We start from the raw sequence: 20,362 nt of genomic DNA on the forward strand, positions 1-20,362 counted from the left end.
TATTGGCTTGAGTTGCCGGTTGCAGCTTGAACAGGTTGGCCTGAAAGTTAACTCGATTGCTCAGGCAAAGGAGTGCACCTGCTGTCATCCAGAGTTACTGTTCTCTTATCGCAGGGACAACGGCAAGACCGGTCGGCAGATAGGATTTATCAAATTGTCCAAGTGAATGGCTTGAGTTGAAAAAGGGATCGCGTAATGCGGTCCCTTTTTTTGTTGGCGATAATCGCTAAATAGTATCTTTATGTTTTTTTGTTTGAAAGTCAGGTTTTTGTCAGAAGTAGCAGCTATACTTAAAGGAAAAATTTGACGTAAACAGTTTATATATTATTCCGGAGGGGGGAAGCCCTGATCAGCAATTTGCTTATCAGGGCTTTTCGTTTTTACGGAGGTTGTTTGCGTGCCGTGTCCAGCTGGTTTGGCGATGAGGGCTGGACGCGATTTTGCCTGCCCTTAAATTGTTATATTAAAAACATTGCTCTTTGATGACTTGTATAATATGTTTATACGGATTTATTTATGCGATCTGCAAAAGCTATCGTAGCTGCCGGTTTTTAGCTGGTTGTGAATTTCCAGGAGTAATTATGACGATGAAGAAGAGAGTTTTAAGTAGTATGGTTGCCGTTATGTCGGTGTTTGTGTTGGCGTTGCCCGCACTTGCCAATCCGCATAGCAAGTATGTGAAGGGCCCAGTAACGGATGCCAGTGAGATTATTGCTCAGTGTATCGGTTGCCACGAAGAGGCTGCTGACGACATCATGAAGACCCCTCACTGGACGTGGCAGCGGGAACAGGCCGTACACGGGAAAACCGTGATGCTCGGCAAGATCAATGCGGTCAATAACTTCTGCATGACGACAGTCAGTAACCGAGTGCATTGCAGCGAGTGCCATATTGGTTTCGGCTGGGCAGATGAGAATTTTGATTTCAGCGACAAGACCAAGGTGGACTGCCTGTCCTGTCACGATACTACCGGTACCTATCACAAGGATGGTAATAACTCCGGTTGGCCGACCGAGCATGTTGATATCCTGCGGGTTGCGCAGAATGTCGGTTTGCCAAGTCGGGTGACCTGCGGTAGCTGTCACTTCACCGGTGGCGGTGGCGACGCGGTTAAGCATGGTGATCTCGATTCGACCCTGGAATACCCGGAGCGGACCACCGACGTACATATGGATGCTGAAGGAAACGACTTCCCGTGTCAGAAGTGCCACACCTCTGAAAACCACCTGGTGATGGGTGCCAACATGGCGACCTCTCCAGATGGCAAGAATGTTTTCGGATGCAGCAAGTGTCATGGTTCTGAGCCTCATGTTGAGTCACGTCTCAACAAGCACACCGAAGCGATCTCCTGCCAGGCTTGCCACATTCCGTTCTATGCCAAAGAGCAACAGACCCAGATGGATTGGGACTGGTCGACCGCTGGCCGCGAAAGTGATCCGCAGGGTGTTGACCGTAAGACCGTCAAATACCGCAAGACCATGGGCACCTTGACCTGGCAGAAAAAGGTTGCTCCGACCTATGCCTGGTTCAACGGCAAATCTGACGTCTACCTGGCTGGGGAGAAAATCGACCCGAATGTGCCGACCAAACTGACTGCTCCGCTCGGCGATCGTAACGATCAGACCGCCAAGATCCACCCGTTCAAGATCCACAGCGGCAAGCAGGCCTACGATGCCAACAACAAGTACTTCGTGACTACACACACTTACGGTGAAGACGGCTTCTGGACCACCTTCGACTGGCAACGCTCGATCAAGTTGGGGATGGCCGAGAGCGGCATGAATTACAGCGGCGAATACGGTTTTGCTCCAACCGAGATGTACTGGCGGATCGACCACATGGTTTCGCCGAAGGAACAAGCCCTGCAGTGCCTCGATTGCCATGGCGACAACGGCCGAATGAACTGGGCTGAACTCGGCTACAAAGGCGATCCGATGAGCAACCCCAAGTGGGCACGCAACAAATAAGTCAATAACAGAAACATTGCGTAGGAAAAGGGCTGCCTTACAGTGGGCGGCCCTTTTTTATGCGAAATCAGGACTGCTGTGGAAGAGATTATTTGCGCCAGAAAGAGGGGAAAAACAGCACCAGAACGGTAAAGAGTTCCAACCGCCCCATCAGCATGCAGATAATCAGGACTGATTTTCCGAAAACAGGCACGTGGGCGAAGTTGTCAACCGGTCCGACCGAGCCGAGACCGGGACCGATGTTAGAGAGGCAGGCGATAACCGCGGCCCCACCCGAAACCAGGTCCATGCCACAGGCTGCCAGCAGCAGCGAAGCGAAAACAAAACTGCCGATAAACAGGGCGAAGAAACCGAGAATCGATTGCAGCACTTCGCGGTCGACGGGGCGATTGCCCAGCTTGACCAAGCGGATCGCACGCGGGTGAATCAACCGAAAGACTTGAACCTGGGCATGTTTGAACAGCAGCAGGATGCGCACGACCTTTATTCCGCCTCCGGTCGAACCGGCGCAGCCGCCGATAAACATCAGCAGAACCAGAATGTATTGGGTCAGAATCGGCCAGGTTTCATAGTCGGCAGTACCGAATCCGGTTGTCGTGATGATCGACGCCACCTGGAAGATCGAGTAGCGGAAATTTTCTCCCAATTGCAGGTAGGTGCCATGGTACCAGTTGAAGCCGATGATGATGGCGGTCGCCGTGACGATAATTCCAAAATAAAACCGGAGTTCTTCGTTGCTGTGAAAATCGCGCAGTTTTCCGCGCAGCAGATGAAAGTGCAGGGTAAAGTTGACTCCGGCCAGAATCATGAAGAGGGTGATGACGCCATCGATATAGCTACTGTCGTAGGCGGCTACCGAAGCATTTCTGGTCGAGAAGCCGCCGGTTGCCAGGGTCGCGAACGAATGGCAGATCGCATCGAAAAAGCTCATGTCGCCGAGCATCAGCAGCAAGGTTTCTGCCACCGTCAGCAACAGGTAAACCCCCCAGAGCAGGGTTGCCGTGTCCTGGATTCGCGGGCGCAATCGGTCGGCGGTTGGTCCGGGGACTTCTGCTTTGAACAGCTGCATGCCACCGACGCCGAGCATCGGCAGGATCGCCAGCGACAGCACGATAATGCCCATACCACCGAGCCAGTGAGTCAGTGAGCGCCAGAACAGCAGACTTTTCGGTAGAGATTCGATTTCGGTCAAGATCGTCGAGCCGGTGGTGGTGAAGCCGCTCATGGTTTCGAAAATGGCATCGACGGGGGCAGGAATCGCCCCTGAAAAAATGTAGGGCAAGGCGCCGAATAGGGCGAAAAAGGCCCAGCCGAAAGTGACTACAGCGAACCCTTCCCTGACCGATAGCTCTTTTGAACTCTGGCAACCATAAAACAGAACACCGCCAACGCTGAAGCAGGTGAGCGCTGAATAAAGGAATGGCAGCCAAGCACCGTCACGATAAAAAAGTGAAAAAGGAATCGGCACCAGAAGGGTGCCGCCCAGATAGAGCAGCAGGGCACCGAGAATCCGCAGGGTCAGTACGAGATTCATTCAGGAAAAAAACCTTTCAACCTTCTGTAGCGCATCTGGGAGGGCAAAGATAACCACCCGATCGCCTTCCTCTAGTTGGCTTTTGCCGGTTGGAATTTCGTAATCAACGCCTCGGACAATGGCACCGATAATTGCGCCGCGCGGGAAATGCAGTTCGCTTAAGGGGATGTGCAAAAGGCCACTGTCTTTTTTGATCTCAAATTCGAGTACCTCTGAATCGCTGTCTTCGACGGCGGTCAGGGAGATGATCTCCCCACGACGGACGAATTTGAGGATGGTGCTGGCTGCAGCCATGCGCGGTGAAACGCAGGCATCTATCCCTAATTCAGAGGCCAGGTCGATTAATTCCGGTTGACTGACCAGCGCCAAGGTCCTTTTGACCGAGTGCTGCTTGGCCAACAGGCAGGTGAGGATGTTGGTCTGGTCGTTGTCGGTGACCGCGACAAAAACGTCAGCATCTTCCATCCCCTCATCCAGCATGGTTTGCAGGTCAAGCCCCTCAGCATTAATGACTACCGCTTTGTGCAGTTCTTCGGCCAGTTTGTAGCAGCGTTCTTCGTTTTTTTCGATCAGCTTGGTATTGAATCTCTGGCGCTCCATGTTCTGGGCGATTTGGAAACCGATTCTGTTGCCGCCGAGAATGAATGCACGATGGGTTGCTTTGCCAGCTGTTTTTTCTGACTGCAGGAGATAATTGATTGCCGGAAGTTCGTTCTGGTGGGCAAAGATATAAATCCGGTCGCCCGCCTGAATAGAATCTTCTCCATATGGGATAATCGTCTTTTTGCCTCGATTGATGGCGACGACGACAAACTTGTACATGCCGCGCAGTTCGCCTAACTCGGCAAGAGTGAGGTTGCAGATCGGACTGTCTTCGGTGATACGGTACCCTTGAAAATGGATCTGTCCTTCGGCGAATTCGGCAACATCGAAAGCACTTGAGGTGCAGGCCAGTTTGAAAAGTTCTTCGGCCACTGCATCTTCTGGGTTGATCAGCAGGTCGATGCCAAGCTTCTCTTTAGAGAGGATTGCCTTGGTACCGGTGTATTCGATGCTTTTGGTTCGTGCTACGCGGGTTGGGACTTCGTATTCGCGGGCCAGTAAACAAGCTAGGATGTTGACCTCGTCCATGTTGGTAACGGCTATGAAGATGTCGGTATCTTTAATGCCCGCCTGCTCCAGGATTTCGGCGCTGGCGCCGTTGCCGCAGACGCCGAGAACGTTCAGGCGATCTTGGGCGCGCTCAATCATTTCGTCGTTCTGGTCAACCAGGGTGACGGCGTGCCCTTCGCGCGAGAGCCGGTCACATAGGAAGTAACCGACTTGACCGGCGCCGATGATAAGGATTTTCATAAATTGATCTCTTGTTGACTGATTTTCTGAAAACGCAACTTGATAAAATCGCATAAATCGAAAAATTGTGCAATAATCCGCCCATTGCCATTAGGAAAGAGATCTTGGGATATGGACGATTTTTTCATTCAGATTGATGACGCGACCATCCGTCGGGAAAGAGAAAAAGCTCGTGCCCTGCGGAAGCAGAATTGGTGGCAGAACCGCATTGCTAAAGGAGTTTGTCACTATTGTAGGAAAACGGTGCCGCCGAAGGAGTTGACCCTTGATCATCTGGTGCCGTTGGCGCGGGGGGGGAAGAGCAGCAAAGGCAACTGTGTTCCGTCGTGCAAGGACTGTAACAACCAAAAGAAGAATCTGCTTCCGCTGGAATGGGATGAGTATCTACAAAAGTTGAGAAACGAATAGAGGTTACGGCAGAGGTTTTATGGCGAGTTCTGCTGTCTGGAAAGATGGTCATTGCTTGGGAGATTCCTTAAATCATTCAGGGCCTATTTCTTCAAGTATTAGCAGGACAGCTTTTTCAATCTTTTCCGTGGAGATAATAAACCGAGTAGTTCGCGGTCCGGAAACGGTATCCAGATCTTGGCAAGCGGGTATTCTATGATGGGCAATACCCGTTTTATACGTCTCCTCAACGGTGTTCCTGACGACACAACTCAGGCAATGTAGAGTCTCCCCACAACCACCTGGCTCTTTTGAATGCAAACAGCCGAACACTTGTCCGCCTAAGTATCCTTCTATCTTTGTGATGTTTTTGGAGAGCACTTCTTGCCCTGAATCGTTGACGGTGATTATCCTGCCATCTTGATCAACAACGAGAACTGGTTCGCTAAAACTCTGCAGATAGTTTGTGAGAGAGCGCCCAAATCTGCTCATGGATATTTCTAAGCATTTACGACACAATCCATGACTGATCAATTCCTCTGGATTCTCCAGTTGATCTGGGGGACGTAACTCTGTCTGACATTCGAAGCAAATATAACGAATCATTTCTCTGGTTCTTTTCGAAAAGCTTTGCAGTCTTTATAGAGAGATTATTCCCTGGTTGGGAGACCTTTAAATATGGTTTTTGGAAAGGTAACCCAGACCACGAAGCTGGCGAAAGTAAATTGAGCGCCACATTTTCAGTGACGCCCAATTTATTATGCCGCAATTTTTACCAACACCTTTACGATGGGGCATCAGGGAGGTTGTCGTATTTTTTTATTATGCCGCCGGCATCTGGCGGTAGTCACGAGCTTTGATGTAAAGTTTGTGATACTGTGCGGCAGAGTTTGTCCAGCTGAAATCCTGGCTCATGCCCCGTTTGACTAGGGTCAACCAGCGACTTCGCTGTGGATAAATCTCCAAGGCGCGATCGAGCGCCGCCAGTAGCTCGTCCTTATCCAAATTGGCAAAGGTGAAGCCGTAGCCGCTACGGGGGCTCTGATCCGCATCAATGACCGTGTCGGCAAGACCTCCGGTCTTGCGCACGATCGGCAGCGCGCCATACTGAAGAGCGATCATCTGGGTCAGCCCGCACGGTTCGTAACGGCTCGGAACCAGTAGCATGTCGCTGGCGGCAAAGATCCTGCGCGACAGCCCTTCATCGAAGGTCAGGGTGATGGAAACCTTGTCTGGATTCTGCTTCTGTTGTGCATTCCAGAAGGCGGTTGTCTCTCGATCCCCGGAACCGAGCAGGACGAATTGGATGTCGCGCACCATCAGCTGGTCCCACGCCTGTTCAATCAGGTCGATCCCCTTCTGTTTGTCGAGGCGGCTTATAACCGCGACGATCGGAACATCGTGGCGCATTTCCAGACCGAGCTCTTTTTGCACCAGTCTTTTACAGGCGCGTTTGCCATTGAGATTCTCGACATTGAACGGCGTTGGCAGCGCCGGATCGAGGGCCGGATCCCACAAGCGCCCATCGAGGCCGTTAATTATGCCGTGCAGGTCGTCCGAGCGCTCACGCAGAATGCCGTCGAAACCGTGTCCCAGATCCGGGCTCTGTATCTCTTCACAATAGGTTGGGGAGACGGTGTTGATGACGTCTGAATAATTGATCCCCCCTTTGAGTACCGACAAATTACCAAAAAATTCCATCCCTTTGGCGGAGTCGACCGACTCCTGCAGCCCCAATTGCGGGATCAGCTCTTTTGAGAATATCCCTTGGTAGCCAAGGTTGTGGATGGTCAGTAACGTAGAGATGTTTCCATAGAAGGGGTTGTGGCGGTACTCGGTCCGTAACAGAATCGGGATAAAGCTGGTTTGCCAGTCGTGCAGATGGATGACATCCGGCCGGAAGTCTAGCCGCCTGATCAGCTCCAGTACGGCACGGCAGAAGAAACCGAACCGTAGGCTGTTATCTGGATAGTCGCCATCGGCTGTTCCGTAGAGTGGATTTCGGTCAAAGAACTGCGGGCAATCGATGAACCAGAACGGCACCCCTTCATGGGTGGTCTGTTTTAAGCTGCCGCGATAGTTTTTCCCTTCAAGGTTGATCTCAACACTCTTGCGCCCCTTACGCAGACCCAACCCGCTCCGTTCAGCTGAACGGTGACAGGGCATAATGACTCGGACGTCGTGTCCCAGTTGCCGAAGCGCTTTTGGCAGGGAACCGGCAACGTCGGCAAGCCCTCCTGTTTTGGCGAACGGCGTTGCTTCAGGGGTAACAAAAAGAATCTTCATTGCGTGCTCTTCTCCTGTTGCTGCAGGCAGAACCGGGTCTGGTTCTGCACCGGAGTCGAGGTTATGCAAGAAAATGTCCACTTGATAGCCGGTAATTGTTGCTAGCTCGCGAATGGCGAAAAGGTTAATTAAGCTCTCCTTGTGTTTTTGAGTCAACGTATCAAAATCACGTTGCCCGTCCATATGAGAATTGAAAATTAATATCAGGAAAAAGATGTTTAGAAGCTGCTCGAAGGCCTCTTTGTTGAAGTAGTCTTCTTCATTATAATAATTACATTTTAGGATATTTCTCCATTCCGGGTGGTTATATAGCCGATCGAGCCAATTATAATGAGAATTTTCAGCTGCTAGGAAATGATAATCAGCAAAGCCGGATACCTGGTTGATGAGTTCTTCACTGAGCGAAGAGCTGGTTTGGAAACCGCTACGAAGCAGCAGCCGCAACATCTCCTGCCGGGAAAGGTGCTGTAAACTTGACGAGTTGAAGAGAGCAAGCAACTGAACGTACAACTGGGAGAATTCTTTTTCCCGGCTCTCTGGGGTCGACAAAAGCGCTAATTTCTCGCCGAGTTCGATAATCGGCTCAACCAGCAGCGCCTCATGGTCCAGGTAGAGGTCTTGGCGTCCCAAGCTACCGTGGCGTTCCCAGAGTTGCTGCCAGCGACCATCGTGATCATGAACGCTATGGAAATTAGAAAGAACTTTATAAGCGTAGGGCGACAGGTTGAAGCGACCGCCGTGCGCCATCTCGTTGAGCGGCAGCAGCTGCTGGCAATGGTGGCTGAGGTCGCGGTATATCAGAAAGTCGCCTTGCAGGTTAATGGCGCACGCTTGGGTGATGTGGGTATTTTGGCCATCTGCCCTGGCAACCGTGGCACCGATGTGGCCATCGATCTGATGGGGTGAATTGTTACAGATCACCAGGACATTCTGTGCGCCGAGCCGATTGCTGTAGACAAAGACGTTCTCTTCGACGCCGTAACCGGAAACGAAATCGTAGAATTGAAAATGTTCTGAGCCGCTAAAGAGTGCCCGATGACGTAACAAGGGGAAAATCTGCCGCTGGTGGCGTTCGACCAACTGGTAATCGATCTCCTCCTGCCAGCGCGGAGCATAGTATTCCATTCCGTATTTTTCGCGATACCCCTCGATCTGTCCATGGCCGAACATCGGCAAGCCCGGCATGGTGGCCAGCATGGTGGCAACGCAAAAATATTTGTCGTCCCGGCCGAACTGTTCGATGGCCGGTTTTTCATCCGGGTTGCTCATGAAGTTTACAAAGCGCTGCAGGATCGCAGGATCGAAAGCGAGGATGTTTTTGATCGTTTGCCGATACTTGGCGTTCTCTTCCCGCTTCAGCATGTTCATGAAGGCGCTGTTGTAGACTCGGTGCATGCCGAGGGTGCGGACAAAGTAGCCCTCCATTAGCCAGAAGGCCTCAGCGATCAACAGGGTATCAGGCGCCTCGGCGTTAATTCGGTCAACTAGTTCGCGCCAGAATTCGACCGGAAACAGGCGGTTGAACTCTTCTTTGGAGAGCGCGTGATCGCTGCGTGAAGGAACCCCCTCGCCACCACCAGGCAGTGGGAACCAGAGGCGCTGGTAATGCCGCTTCGCCAAGGTCATGGCTGCGTCGAAGCGGATCACCCGGAAGACCTTTGCGACGCGGATGATCAACTGAATCATCGCTTCTCGGACTTGCGGCAGCAGATAGTTGAGCTGCGCCGTATCGTTCCATGGAAGGTGGGTGCCGTCGTTGCCATGATAGATGTAGCGGACTTCGCCACTGTGGCGATGCTGGTAGCGACAGACCACCGCAGCTTCACTGTGGTCATAGTAGCCATCCTCGATCTGCACGAAGTAGTGAGGATTTTCACTCAAGTCCGGACCACTGAAACGGTAGCCGGGATAGGGCGGGTGAGGAACCTGAATGAACCAGTCGGGATGCTCTTCCATCCAGGTCGATTCGATGCCGGTATGGTTGGTGACCACGTCGCAGGCCAGGTCGATGCCACGTTGCTGGCAGCGGCTGCGTAGGTTCTCCAATGCCTCTTCGCTGCCGAGTTCATCGGCAATCCGGTAGTCGGCGATAGCGTAGGCCGAAGCGGTGACGTCCAGCTGGCCACAGAGGTTCTTGATCCTGAGCGAGGCTCGGGAACGTTGCCAGATACCGATCAGCCACAAACCAGTGAAACCGGAATGGACCAAGGCGTCGAGTTCCTCATCCGGGATCTGGTCGAGCCGGTGGATCTGGCGGTGGTACTTATAGGAAAGCTGCTGTAGCCAGACATAGGTCGATTTGGCCAGCAGCACGGTTCGCGGCATCCAGTCGAGATCGGCGGTGAAGTTGGCGTATTCGTGGTCGCCGTCTAATACCGGATTCAGTGGTATCATTTCCGGGTCACCGGGAACGCCCGGCCGGAAGCCTTCGCGCTGGTAAAGGGCTATTGCGCCGCTGATTCTGACCCGCAGATCTTCCGGGAGAATCTCGCTCCACTGTTGTTGCAGGAACAGCAGCTGAGACTGCAGATCGTCGCCATGACGCAACGGCTCAAGCAGTCGTTCCAGTAATGAACTTGGGCGCTGACTGAATCCGTCCTCCAGCTTCGGCAGCAGGCGATCGATCAGGTGCAGCTGCTCATGATAGCCGCTGCTTTGTCGCAGTTGCTTTTCTTCAGCTAGAAACAGGGTCCGGGCCCCTTTGATGGCCCGGTTCTGACTTTGGACATGCAACAGGTACAGTTCCAGTACCAGCTCACCTAGTTGGTTATCTTCTTCTGCGCTGCTGAGTAGTTGGTCGGGGTGCTTTTTATCCACTTCCACCGAAACAGAGGGAAAAAGCTGCAGGAAATGTAATAACGATTTTTCCAGTTGCGGCAAAGGCGTATCTACACCGTCGGCCGATATTCGGTTTCGCTCGATGCGGCAGTTTCTGTGTCGCAGGAAGTGACGACCGATCTGGATTAGAACCAGGTTGATGGTTGACAACAGCTCAAGCTCTGCGGCGGTTATCGCATCGCCCTCTGATTTGCGCAGCTCTTCAGCAATCAACTGGCGGAAAAAGGTTTTTGCCGGTGTTGGTTGCTTCTGAAACTGGCTGGTCAGATGTATACGATGCCAGAAACTGTGGCCGCATTGGAAACCGAGCGGGTAGAGTGTTTCGCGAATAGTATCAATCATCTCTTGAAAATTTCAATAGGTTATCGAAGGGTCAGCGTGACGTAAAAAGTCTGCTGCCTCCTCGGGCGGAGTTGGGTTCATCTGAAATCCTGAGCCCCATTCGAAACCGGCTACATTAATCAGTTTGGGAGCTATTTCGATATGCCAGTGATAGTCGGAAGGCAACGAGGCCCAGTAATCTGGCCGCCCCCAGCGCAGATGCATCGGCGGAGCGCTGTGCAGGATGAAGGAGTAGGGCGGATCCCTCAGAATTGAGCGCAGCCGGCGTAAGGTATCACCCAAGGTGTCGGCGAGCAAGAGGATTTGCTGGTCGGTCAGCAGGGTGAAGTCGTGACTGTGTTCCAGAGGTGCGACCAACAATTCGAAAGGGAAGTTTGACGCGTAAGGGGCGTAAACGATGAAGTTTCCGTCATCGCGCACCACCCGCTCTTTACTGGCCCGTTCTTGGCGGACTAGATCGCAGAGCAGGCAGCGTTCTTTGCGTTCGAAATGTTCGCGCGAGGTGGCCAACTCGGTAGCGATCAGCGGTGGAATCAGCGGCACGGCGATCAGCTGCGAGTGGGAGTGGGGAACGTTGGCCGCAGCTTCGACGCCGAAATTTTTGAAGATGAAGATATAACGGAAGCGGCTGTCTCGGCGCAGATCGAGCATCCGTACCCGGTAAGCTTTCAGCACTTCCGCGAGTTCTTCGGTGCTCAGGTCTGCCATGGTGCGGTTATGCTCAGGGTGTTCGATGATCACCTCGTGGGCGCCGATGCCGTTCATCCGGTCATAAAGACCTTCCGCGCGATTTTCCAGCTCTCCTTCGATCCGCAAGGCGGGAAATTTGTTCGGAATCACCCGCACTTGCCAGCCGTCCTGATTCGGTTTGCTGCCGTTCGGACGGTGGGCGTAGATTTCCGGCGGGGTTTTGTCTTCGTTGCCTTTACAGAACGGGCAGGCGGCCATTTTGATCTGCTGCCGCTGCTGCAGGAAATCCTGCGGGCGGCGCCCCCGCCCTTTGGTGATAATCGCCCAATTATTTTTCAGTGGGTCCCAGCGTAGTTCTGACACTGTGGAATCCTTTCTTTGTTCAGACGGACCAGTTTTCCTCATCGAGGAGGCTGCCGTAGTAACAGAAACTGGCGCTCCCTTCAGTTGGCCAGCGGCCGTTTTCCCGCTCCCCCTGCACGGCGTGACAACTCAGACTGAGGGTTTCGCCTGATTGCAGCTTCAGCAGCCGCAACGGGACCGCCAGTTCGAGAATTTGTAGACACGCTGCTTTGCCAGTGCCGAGTATTCGGTCTGCTTCGGTGATGGTGAGAGCCTGCTCTTTAAAGTGGTAGCAGATATGACGCATTTGTTGCCCGGAAATCCGCAATTCGAAATAGCCGTCATCACCGCAAAGGTGGTGTAGTAGCTCGGTTTGGTCGAGGCGGAAATAGAGGTGTTCCTGATCGTAGCCGTAGATGATCTCCTGTAGGCTTTCCCGACTGGCATACATGGCGCCACCGGCGGCCAAGTTGATCCGTCCGGCCGCCAGCCACTCAAAGTAATCGCCGATACGGCCATCTATCTGTGGTGTAAAGCAGGCGCTCGGCTCCAACCCTTCTATGATGGTGGTCGGTGTCTTGATCCACTGATGAAGCCGGGCGGGGACCGCTAACCCTTGCAGATGATAGAGCGCTTCCAGATGCAGACGGAACAGTCGGTCGAAGATATCGGCCTGGGCGGTGACATGTTCGTCGCCGAACCACCAGAACCAGTCGCTGCCTTCGGCGCGCAGCAACTCCCGCACCAACTCCGGCAACTGTTCCTCCGGGTGTTGCAGGGCCTGCTCGATTTCATCGCCGATGATTTCCGCACGGGTCTTCTGCAGCAGTTCCCAAGCGCGGTTTTCTTCTGGGTGTCCGATCCAGGTGGTGAAGTCAGAGCGGATCCAGGAACCGGCGGCAAGGCAGGGCAAAGGATGAGGTCTGCTGGTTGCGATGGCTTTTTTGATAGTGCACATCTCCAGCCGTTTGTCCTGTTGCAGGGCCTGGTAAAAATCGCGTAGGAAGGGGTAGCCGTTATCTTCGTAACGCTCCCAGCAGTTTTCTCCATCGAGGATAATGGCGACCGTACCGCCCGGTTTGCTGCGCGCTATATTATGCAACCTGTCGAGCAAATCCTTGATCGCTTCTTGGGCATTCCAGCCGGCGTAAAGAAAACCGATTCGGTCGGAGAGCTCCCGGTCGCGGAACAGAATCGGCAGATGGTTGTAATGGTAGACCTGATAGAGTTTCGTGCGATCCTGGAGGCCGCCCTCTAGACTACGGGCGAGGATATCCTCGTCGGTCGCCGCCCAGAGCGCTCCTTCTTCGCGTAGCAAGTTGGCAGCTTCCTCACTGAGTGACCCCTCCGCCGGCCACATGCCACGGAGGCGCGATCCAAGGATCCGGTTGGCGGTCTGCAGCCCTTCGCGGACCTGCAGTCGGGCATCTTCCGGGTGGCGGAAATCGACTCCCGGCAGCGGTAGCCCAGGGGTCGGGTTTTGGGCCATACGTAGATCGCACAGTAGCGGCAGGATTGGGTGGGCATAAGGGGTGACCGAAATTTCGATCAACTCCTGCTCTTCCAGTTCACGATGCAGCTGAATGATCCGGGCGACTTCGGAGTGACAACAGGCGAGCAGCTTTTGCTTCTGCTCTTCGGAAAAGTTTTCCCCCTGTTGAAACAGCTCACCGATGATTTCTGCTTTGCGGCGCAGATGAGAGCCGGTCCAGGCGAGTAAAAACCAGACCTGTAGGTCGCGCAGGTCCTGTTCACTGAAGTTCTCCGCTGATGGGTGCGCACCGCCACCACGCAGCAGGTAGAGTTGGTGATAACGGCGGTTCGGCAGAACTTGTGTCTCTTCGTTAACTGAGAAAAACTGCTCGACGATAAATTTGCGCTCCCCTTCGCTTAATTGAGCTGGGTCTTGCGTTGCCAACTCTAGCCAGCGGTCCCGATCGCTGCCGTTGGCATATCTCTCCAACTGCTCAAGCAGAGTCGGTACCAAGTTAACGGTGACATGGGCTTCGGCTTCGCGGATGGTTTCCAACATCTCACCGTAATCCTTGACGCCGTGTAGCCAAGTCCAGGGGAGCAGAGTCTGGCCGCTGACCGGATCCCGATAGTCGGGTTGATGCATGTGCCAAAGAATGCAGACTTTCAGTGATTTGCTCATGCAGGATTCTGCAGCAGGGTCAACCACTGATCTACTTTTTCACGATACTCTTCCAATAGCGCGTCCGCTTTCTCCTCCTTGGTGGCCTCGGCCAGAATATGGACAAGAGGCCGGTAGGGGTCTGGTACCACCAGCACCCAATCGTCACCGAAATGGACCTTGACCCCGTCGATAAAGGTGGTTTGAAGTTCGGTAGTTGCCTCGTTCATCAGCCGCATAATGCCGCCTTTGCATTCCCAACTGCAAGGTAATTGGATTCGCCGATATGGGCGCTGCGGAATTTGGGCAAGCAAACCTTCCAGGGTTTCGCCTGACCGAGCCAGCAGTTCAAGGATCTTGGCTATACTGAACAGCGCATCGAAATGTGGCTGGAATGCTGTGAAGGCAAACCGCCCCTCCAAATCGCCGGCCAGATGAACGTTGCTGTCGGTTGCTGCGACACCGAGCGAGCGGCCGTCACCCTTTGTACGAATCACCTGAATACGGTGTTCTCTGGCTATTTCATCGATGGTATGTGGCGCAGCGATCGGCAGAGCAATCGCCCCTTCCTGACGGGTTTTGGCCACTAGGGCCGACAGCAGTGTCAGAGTTTCTGTTGGGGAGAGAACCTTCCCGGTGCCGTCGATATAAACTGCACGTTCGCCAGATGCCCCGAGCCAGAACCCAGCGGTGGCTTTCAACGCGGTGACGATTTGTCCCATCCGTTCAAAAGCCTCTGTCTGATCTTCCAGGGCGGATGGCATATACGCTTCATCAATATGGGAATTCAGTTCAATGACCTCGCAACCGATTTCGTTGAGCAACGCCGGTAGAACTTCGGCTGCCGGGGAATGGTTCAGATCGATCACCACCCTCGGTTTAATCTTGGCGATAATATCCCGGTCGAGAGCGCGCAGAAAGCCGTCCCGATAGTAGTTGTTGATGTTTGGCAGTTCGGAGATGCTGCCCGGCTCGCTGAAGTGAACGCGGCGGAAGTTTTCCTTATAGAAAACTCGCTCGATCGATTTGGTCGCGGCTGAAGAGAGTTCCATCCCCTGTTCGTCTAGAAAGACGATTTCGGTTGTTGACGAATCGCGTGGTGACTGGCGGAAATGAACGCCGCCGACCTCGCCGAATGTGGTCAGTTTGTAGCGTAACACCGGCAGGGACAGGCGCTTGATATCGCGAACATTGACGCCGGCTGACAGCAGGCCACCGACGAAGGCCCGTTTCAGCATTCGCGAAGAGCGGATCGAGTCGCGTCCGGTTAACACAAAGGAATCTTTTGGCAAAGTCGAGCCGTAGGCCGCGCCGAGTTTGGCGGCAAATTCAGGGGTCAGTTCGATGTTGGTCAGCCCTTTCACTAGTGCGCCTTCAAACAGACTCTTACGCCAGGTTTCACCCCAGATCAGGTTGTTGGTGACGATGGCACTCGATTCGATGATTTTGCTCGGCCAGATTTTGACATCGGTGTTGATGGTAGCATTCTTGCCGACCTTGCAATCGTCGCCGACAACTACACCCGGTTTGACTTCGGAATCCAGTCCGATCCGTACGTTCTGCCCGATCACCGCGCCCTTAATATGCGCATTTGCTTTGACATAGGTATTATCCCAAAGAATGGTCTCTTCTAACTCGGCGCCGTCTTCGATAATGCAGTTCCGGCCGACGATGCAGTTTTTCAACTTCGGCACGCCGATCAAGCGGGTGTTGTCACCAAGGATCACTTTGCCTTGGAGATACGGAAGGTTGTCGGGCGTGACGCTTGTTTCAGCCCCCAGATACAGGCCGCTGAGGTTCGGTGACTTTGCTTCTTCGATATTGATCTCGACCTTGTCGAAGAGGATGTCTTTACAGGTGTCCAAGTAGGCGTCGGTATTGCCGATGTCCTGCCAGTATCCTTTGAGAGTGCAGCCGTAGAGTCGATCTTTTTGCTTGAGCATCTGTGGAAAGATATCTTTTGACCAGTCACGGTTTTCGCCGTCGGGAATCATGTCGAGAACTTCCGGTTCGAGAATATAGATGCCGGTGTTGATGGTGTCGGAAAAGACTTCACCCCAATCTGGTTTTTCCAGGAATTTGGTGATTTCCCCTTCGGGGTTGGTGATGACGACACCGAACTGCAGCGGATCGGGAACCGGAGTCAGGGTCAGGGTTGCCTTGGCGTTCTTTTCTGCGTGGAACTTCATCGCAGTGGTTAGGTCGAAATCGGTCAACAGATCACCGCTGATGATCATGAAGCGCTCGTCGAGGTGCCGGGCAGCGGCTTTAACGGCACCTGCGGTTCCCAAGTCTTCCAACGGAACAACATAGGTGATATCGACACCGTATTCGCTACCGTCCCCAAAGAAATTTTTGATCGTTTCCGGTTGGAAATATAGCAGCATCAACAGTTCGGTAATGCCGTGCTTCTTCAAAAGATCGACAATGTGCAACATGATCGGGCGGTTACACAGGGGGACCATCGGTTTGGGCAGGTTGATGGAAAGGGGATGCAGGCGGGTACCAAAACCGCCCGCCATGATGACTGCTTTCATTGCGCCTCCTCGTATGGAGAGTTCACTGTTTGCGAAGATGGTTTTGATCGCAAACCGCTAGTGTTGTTTTGTTTGGACTTTATCAGGGAATGTGAATATCGCGCCAAAATTCCGGCTTTTATTTTTTCAATAGCCGGGCCACTTCCTTTTTCAGTTCATCAAGGTTGGAGCTTTTGACGATATAGGCATCTGCCAGCCAAGAGGCAAAGTCGTCTTTGTAGCAGTTGTAGGCACTGCAGAGAATGACCGGTAGCCCGCTGCGTTCTTTAACGATTTTTTGCAGCATTTCCAAGCCGCTTTCCTGTTTGATCTGGATATCGAGCACCACCAAGTCGATCGCTTCGTTTTCCAAAGCGTCGGTCGCTGCTTTGCAGTCGGCGGCGGTCACGACTTTGTAACCCTCATCCTCCAACTCTGCTGAATACAGCAGTCGCAGGCCTGGTTCGTCATCCACAACCAAAATTTTTGCCATCGGGAACTCCTCCTTATGAAACGGACATAAAATGTAATTGTTTGGAATTATAACAGCAATAGGTTGTTTGGCAAAGTCAGGAAAAACTTGCTCTGAGTCAGGCAAGGTGGCATCATCTGCGGCATGCGTAAGAAAGCTTTTCGACTCTATTCAACCTACCTGAAACAGTGCTTCGGCGGTCGTGTGCACAAGATTTCCATTGATGCCGGTTTCGGTTGCCCCAACCGTGATGGTGGCCGTGATGCGCATGGTTGCCTGTTCTGTGATCCCGGCGGATCGGGAGCGGTCGGCATCGAACGGAACGAGCCGATTCCGGTGCAGATAGAGCGGGCCAAGGAGCTGATGCGGCGAAAATACAGGGCCAAGTATTTCATCGCTTACTTCCAACCTTTTTCCAATACCTTCGCACCGGTTGAGGTGCTGCGCGACTGTTATGATCAGGCGCTGGCGGTTGATGATGTAGTTGGACTGGCGGTTGGCACCCGGCCCGACTGTCTGCCGACTGAGGTCCTTGACCTGTTGGCGGAATATCATCAGCAAACCTATTTCTGGCTGGAAATTGGTCTGCAGACGGTTCACGATAAAACGCTCAATTTTCTGCAGCGAGGGCACGACTACCAGTGCTTTCTCGATGCTCATCAGCAGGCGAAGGAGCGGGGGATCAAAGTCTGTGTTCACCTGATTCTCGGCCTCCCGGGAGAAACGCGGGAGGATATCCTGGCCACCGCCGAGGAGATGGCGCGCTTGCAGGTCGATGGTGTGAAATTGCACCTGCTGCATGTCTTGGAGGGTACCCCTTTGGGCGACCTGTACAAGCAGGGGCAGGTGTCTATGTTTGAAATGGAGGACTATGTTGAGTTGGTGGTCGACGTGATTGAACGTCTGCCCCCCGATACGCTGATACAGCGATTAACCGGCGATGGCCCACGGCATATTCTGCTGGCGCCGCTTTGGTCGATGAACAAATGGGAAGTGCTTAACGCAATCGACGATGAGCTGGAAAAACGGGGCACCCGGCAGGGGGATAAATTCCGCGGGTAGCAGATATTCGGGGAGCGCATGCCCCGCGAGCGGGGTTGAAATCCAGTTTTGGACTGGAATCAGGGACGCGCCGTGGTGATTATGGTCGGCTGCAGGACTTCTGTTGTCGAGGGGGCTTCGCCCCATGAAATAAGCAGCAAAGACGCCCACGCGATACTTATAAAAAGGATTGCGATTCTAAACATGGCGCGTAATCTAGCAGACTGAATTGGAGTAGGCAATAGAAGAATTTACTGCGGGAAAAGTTCTCGCTTTGGGTGCTTGTCGGCAGCTTTCAAGGCATGCTATTGTCTCCACTCTTTTCGCCGCTTATCCAGTTAAAATATCGTGCGGAAATGTTAGATACATCCAAAGCACGACCCTTGTGAGTCCAAGGTTTTATGTTCGATCTCGATAGTCTTAACCCCCAGCAGCGGGACGCTGTTTCCCATACCGAGGGGCCGTTGTTGCTGCTTGCGGGCGCCGGTTCCGGCAAAACCCGCGTCATTACCTGCCGGATTGTTTACCTGCTGCAGCAACGAAGTGTACCGGCCGAGCAGATTCTGGCGGTGACCTTTACCAACAAGGCCGCGCGCGAGATGCGCGAGCGAGTCGAGGAAATGGTTGGCCGCAAAGCCTGCAAGGGGATGGTGATCGCAACCTTTCATTCCCTCTGTGTTCGGATTCTCAAGGTCCACATCGAACGGCTCGGGTATAAGAAAAATTTTTCCATCTATTCAGCGGCCGATCAGCAGCAGTTGGTCAAGCGGTTGTTGAAGGATGAAATTGCCGACGCCACCGGAAAGGATGCCGAGCAGATTCTCTGGCAGATCTCTGATGCGAAGAGTCGCCTGATCGATCCGGAGCAGTTTGTGTCTAGTAGCAGGGATCCGATTTCCTGCCTGACTGCCTTGGTCTACCCTCGCTATCAGAAAGAACTCAAAGCGTACAATGCGGTCGACTTTGATGATCTACTGGTCCTAGCAGTCCGGTTGCTGGAGAAAAATAACGATCTGCTGGAACACTATCAGCAGCATTTTCGCTATCAGATGGTCGACGAGTACCAGGATACCAACCCAGTGCAGTACCGGCTGTTGAAGCTGCTTGCCGATGGACATGGTAACCTTTGCGTGGTTGGCGATGATGACCAGTCGATCTACGGTTTTCGTGGTGCCGATGTCGGAACCATTCTCAACTTTGAGCAGGATTTTTCAGGCACACGCCTGATCAAACTGGAGCAGAATTACCGCTCCAGCGGCAATATCCTGACGGCGGCCAACGCGGTGATCAAGAACAACAACAAGCGCAAGGAAAAAGCGCTGTGGACCGCTGACGGGGCAGGCCGTCTGGTCGATTACCTGATCTGCGCTGACGATGAGGACGAAGCCTGTCAGGTGATCGAGCGGATTCATGCCGAGCTGGGGCGGCAGCCGCAGCTGAAATACTCCGATTTCGCCATCCTCTATCGCACCAATACTCAGTCGCGCGCCTTCGAAGAGCAGCTGCGGTACGAGAACATCCCCTACGTGCTGATCGGCGGACAGCAGTTCTTCGACCGCAAAGAGGTCAAGGATGTTATCGCTTATCTGAAGGTACTGGTAAACCCGTTTGATGAGGTTAACTTGCTGCGGATTTTGAACTACCCGAAGCGTAACATCGGGGCCACCAGTGCCGACAAGCTGATTCGCTTTTCCGCCGAAACTGAGCTGCCACTTTGGAATGTGTTGCTCGAGCCGGAGCAGGTGCCGGACCTCAATCCGAAAACTGTTGAAGCGATTAGCGCGTTTGTCCAGTTGCTGGAGAGATACCGGTATCGTTTCAGGCAGCCGCTCTATTTGAGCGATACCCTGCGAGAACTGCTGGAAGAATTGAAACTGGCGGAAGAGATCTATCGCCAGGAAAACGATGCGCAGAAAGCCCGGCGGCGGGTCGAGAATCAAGAAGAAGTGCTCAACGCGATGGCCGCCTATCTGGAACGCGAAGCGGAGCCGTCGCTGGTTGGTTTTATCGAAAAAGTATCGCTGCTCGATGATGATGGCCCGAAAAAGAATGATAAAGAGCAGAAGCTGGCTCAAAATGCGGTAACCATGATGAGTCTGCATTCGAGCAAGGGGCTCGAGTTCCCCGTAGTGTTCCTGGTCGGTATGGAGGAAGGCTTTTTGCCGCACAAAAAATCGATCTATGAAACCTTCGATATCGATGAAGAAAGGCGCCTCTGCTATGTTGGCATTACCCGCGCACAGCGGCAGTTGGTGTTGCTCGGCGCCCAGCAGCGGCGCAAATACGGAAAATTGGAGCAGCGTGAACCAAGCCGGTTTCTGGTTGAGATCCCCGAAGAGGTTCTGGTGCGGTGCGATTCGAATACCCCACAAGTTACTAGCCCGGAACAGCAAGCGCAGAGTGCCAGTAATTTTTTCAGCGGCATCAGCGCCCTGCTGGGAGACTAATATTTAACGGGGT

General features: G+C 53.3%; 13 protein-coding genes. 5 read left to right on the forward strand and 8 right to left on the reverse strand.

Features of this window, described 5'->3' with window-relative positions:
• Nucleotides 1-19 precede the first annotated feature (19 nt).
• Both Q7J88_RS02730 and Q7J88_RS02735 read left to right on the forward strand, forming a co-directional pair.
• Nucleotides 20-166 (forward strand): laccase domain-containing protein, encoded by a 147-nt coding sequence (locus Q7J88_RS02730; protein WP_303720675.1) that lies wholly within the window; start codon nt 20-22, stop codon nt 164-166.
• Nucleotides 167-587: 421 nt separating this feature from the next.
• A complete protein-coding gene (locus Q7J88_RS02735) occupies nt 588-1,967 on the forward strand; it encodes a tetrathionate reductase family octaheme c-type cytochrome (RefSeq protein ID WP_303720622.1) in 1,380 nt (459 codons plus the stop codon).
• A gap of 88 nt (nt 1,968-2,055) precedes the next feature.
• Here Q7J88_RS02735 and Q7J88_RS02740 read toward each other — a convergent pair whose 3' ends face one another.
• Both Q7J88_RS02740 and trkA read right to left on the reverse strand, forming a co-directional pair.
• Entirely contained in the window at nt 2,056-3,501 is a 1,446-nt protein-coding gene (locus Q7J88_RS02740) for a TrkH family potassium uptake protein (RefSeq protein ID WP_303720623.1), read from the reverse strand.
• Nucleotides 3,502-4,854 carry a Trk system potassium transporter TrkA gene (trkA, locus tag Q7J88_RS02745; protein ID WP_303720624.1) on the reverse strand — a complete coding sequence of 451 codons (1,353 nt, stop codon included), beginning with the start codon at nt 4,852-4,854 and terminating at the stop codon, nt 3,502-3,504.
• Nucleotides 4,855-4,965: 111 nt separating this feature from the next.
• On the opposite strand from trkA, the gene Q7J88_RS02750 reads away from it, so the two are divergent.
• Nucleotides 4,966-5,262 carry an HNH endonuclease gene (locus Q7J88_RS02750; protein WP_303720625.1) on the forward strand — a complete coding sequence of 99 codons (297 nt, stop codon included), beginning with the start codon at nt 4,966-4,968 and terminating at the stop codon, nt 5,260-5,262.
• A 72-nt stretch (nt 5,263-5,334) separates the two neighbouring features.
• Here the strand turns inward: Q7J88_RS02750 and Q7J88_RS02755 are convergent, their stop codons facing one another.
• The 6 genes from Q7J88_RS02755 to Q7J88_RS02780 form a co-directional block, all read right to left on the reverse strand.
• A complete protein-coding gene (locus Q7J88_RS02755; RefSeq protein ID WP_303720626.1) occupies nt 5,335-5,847 on the reverse strand; it encodes a hypothetical protein in 513 nt (170 codons plus the stop codon).
• A gap of 216 nt (nt 5,848-6,063) precedes the next feature.
• Nucleotides 6,064-10,707, reverse strand: a complete 4,644-nt coding sequence (gene glgA / locus Q7J88_RS02760) for a glycogen synthase GlgA (protein ID WP_303720627.1) — start codon at nt 10,705-10,707, stop codon at nt 6,064-6,066.
• A gap of 12 nt (nt 10,708-10,719) precedes the next feature.
• Nucleotides 10,720-11,760: a galactose-1-phosphate uridylyltransferase gene (galT, locus tag Q7J88_RS02765; protein ID WP_303720628.1), complete on the reverse strand. Its 1,041-nt coding sequence runs from the start codon at nt 11,758-11,760 to the stop codon at nt 10,720-10,722.
• Nucleotides 11,761-11,779: 19 nt separating this feature from the next.
• On the reverse strand, nt 11,780-13,894 hold the full coding sequence (locus Q7J88_RS02770; RefSeq protein ID WP_303720629.1) for a glycoside hydrolase family 57 protein: 2,115 nt from the start codon (nt 13,892-13,894) through the stop codon (nt 11,780-11,782).
• Nucleotides 13,891-16,410 (reverse strand): mannose-1-phosphate guanyltransferase, encoded by a 2,520-nt coding sequence (locus tag Q7J88_RS02775; RefSeq protein ID WP_303720630.1) that lies wholly within the window; start codon nt 16,408-16,410, stop codon nt 13,891-13,893. Before Q7J88_RS02775 ends, Q7J88_RS02770 begins: the two co-directional genes overlap by 4 nt.
• 118 nt (nt 16,411-16,528) lie before the next feature.
• The gene (locus Q7J88_RS02780; RefSeq protein ID WP_303720631.1) at nt 16,529-16,882 is read right to left on the reverse strand and encodes a response regulator; all 354 of its coding nucleotides are present in this window, start codon (nt 16,880-16,882) and stop codon (nt 16,529-16,531) included.
• Nucleotides 16,883-17,005: 123 nt separating this feature from the next.
• On the opposite strand from Q7J88_RS02780, the gene Q7J88_RS02785 reads away from it, so the two are divergent.
• Together Q7J88_RS02785 and Q7J88_RS02790 are read left to right on the forward strand one after the other, a co-directional pair.
• Entirely contained in the window at nt 17,006-17,923 is a 918-nt protein-coding gene (locus Q7J88_RS02785; protein WP_303720632.1) for a TIGR01212 family radical SAM protein, read from the forward strand.
• Between the two features lie 380 nt (nt 17,924-18,303).
• A complete protein-coding gene (locus Q7J88_RS02790) occupies nt 18,304-20,349 on the forward strand; it encodes an ATP-dependent helicase (protein ID WP_303720633.1) in 2,046 nt (681 codons plus the stop codon).
• Nucleotides 20,350-20,362: the final 13 nt, after the last annotated feature.

Origin of the sequence: Malonomonas rubra, from assembly GCF_003247215.1 — a bacterium.
Classification (GTDB): Bacteria; Desulfobacterota; Desulfuromonadia; order Desulfuromonadales; family Geopsychrobacteraceae; genus Malonomonas; species Malonomonas rubra_A.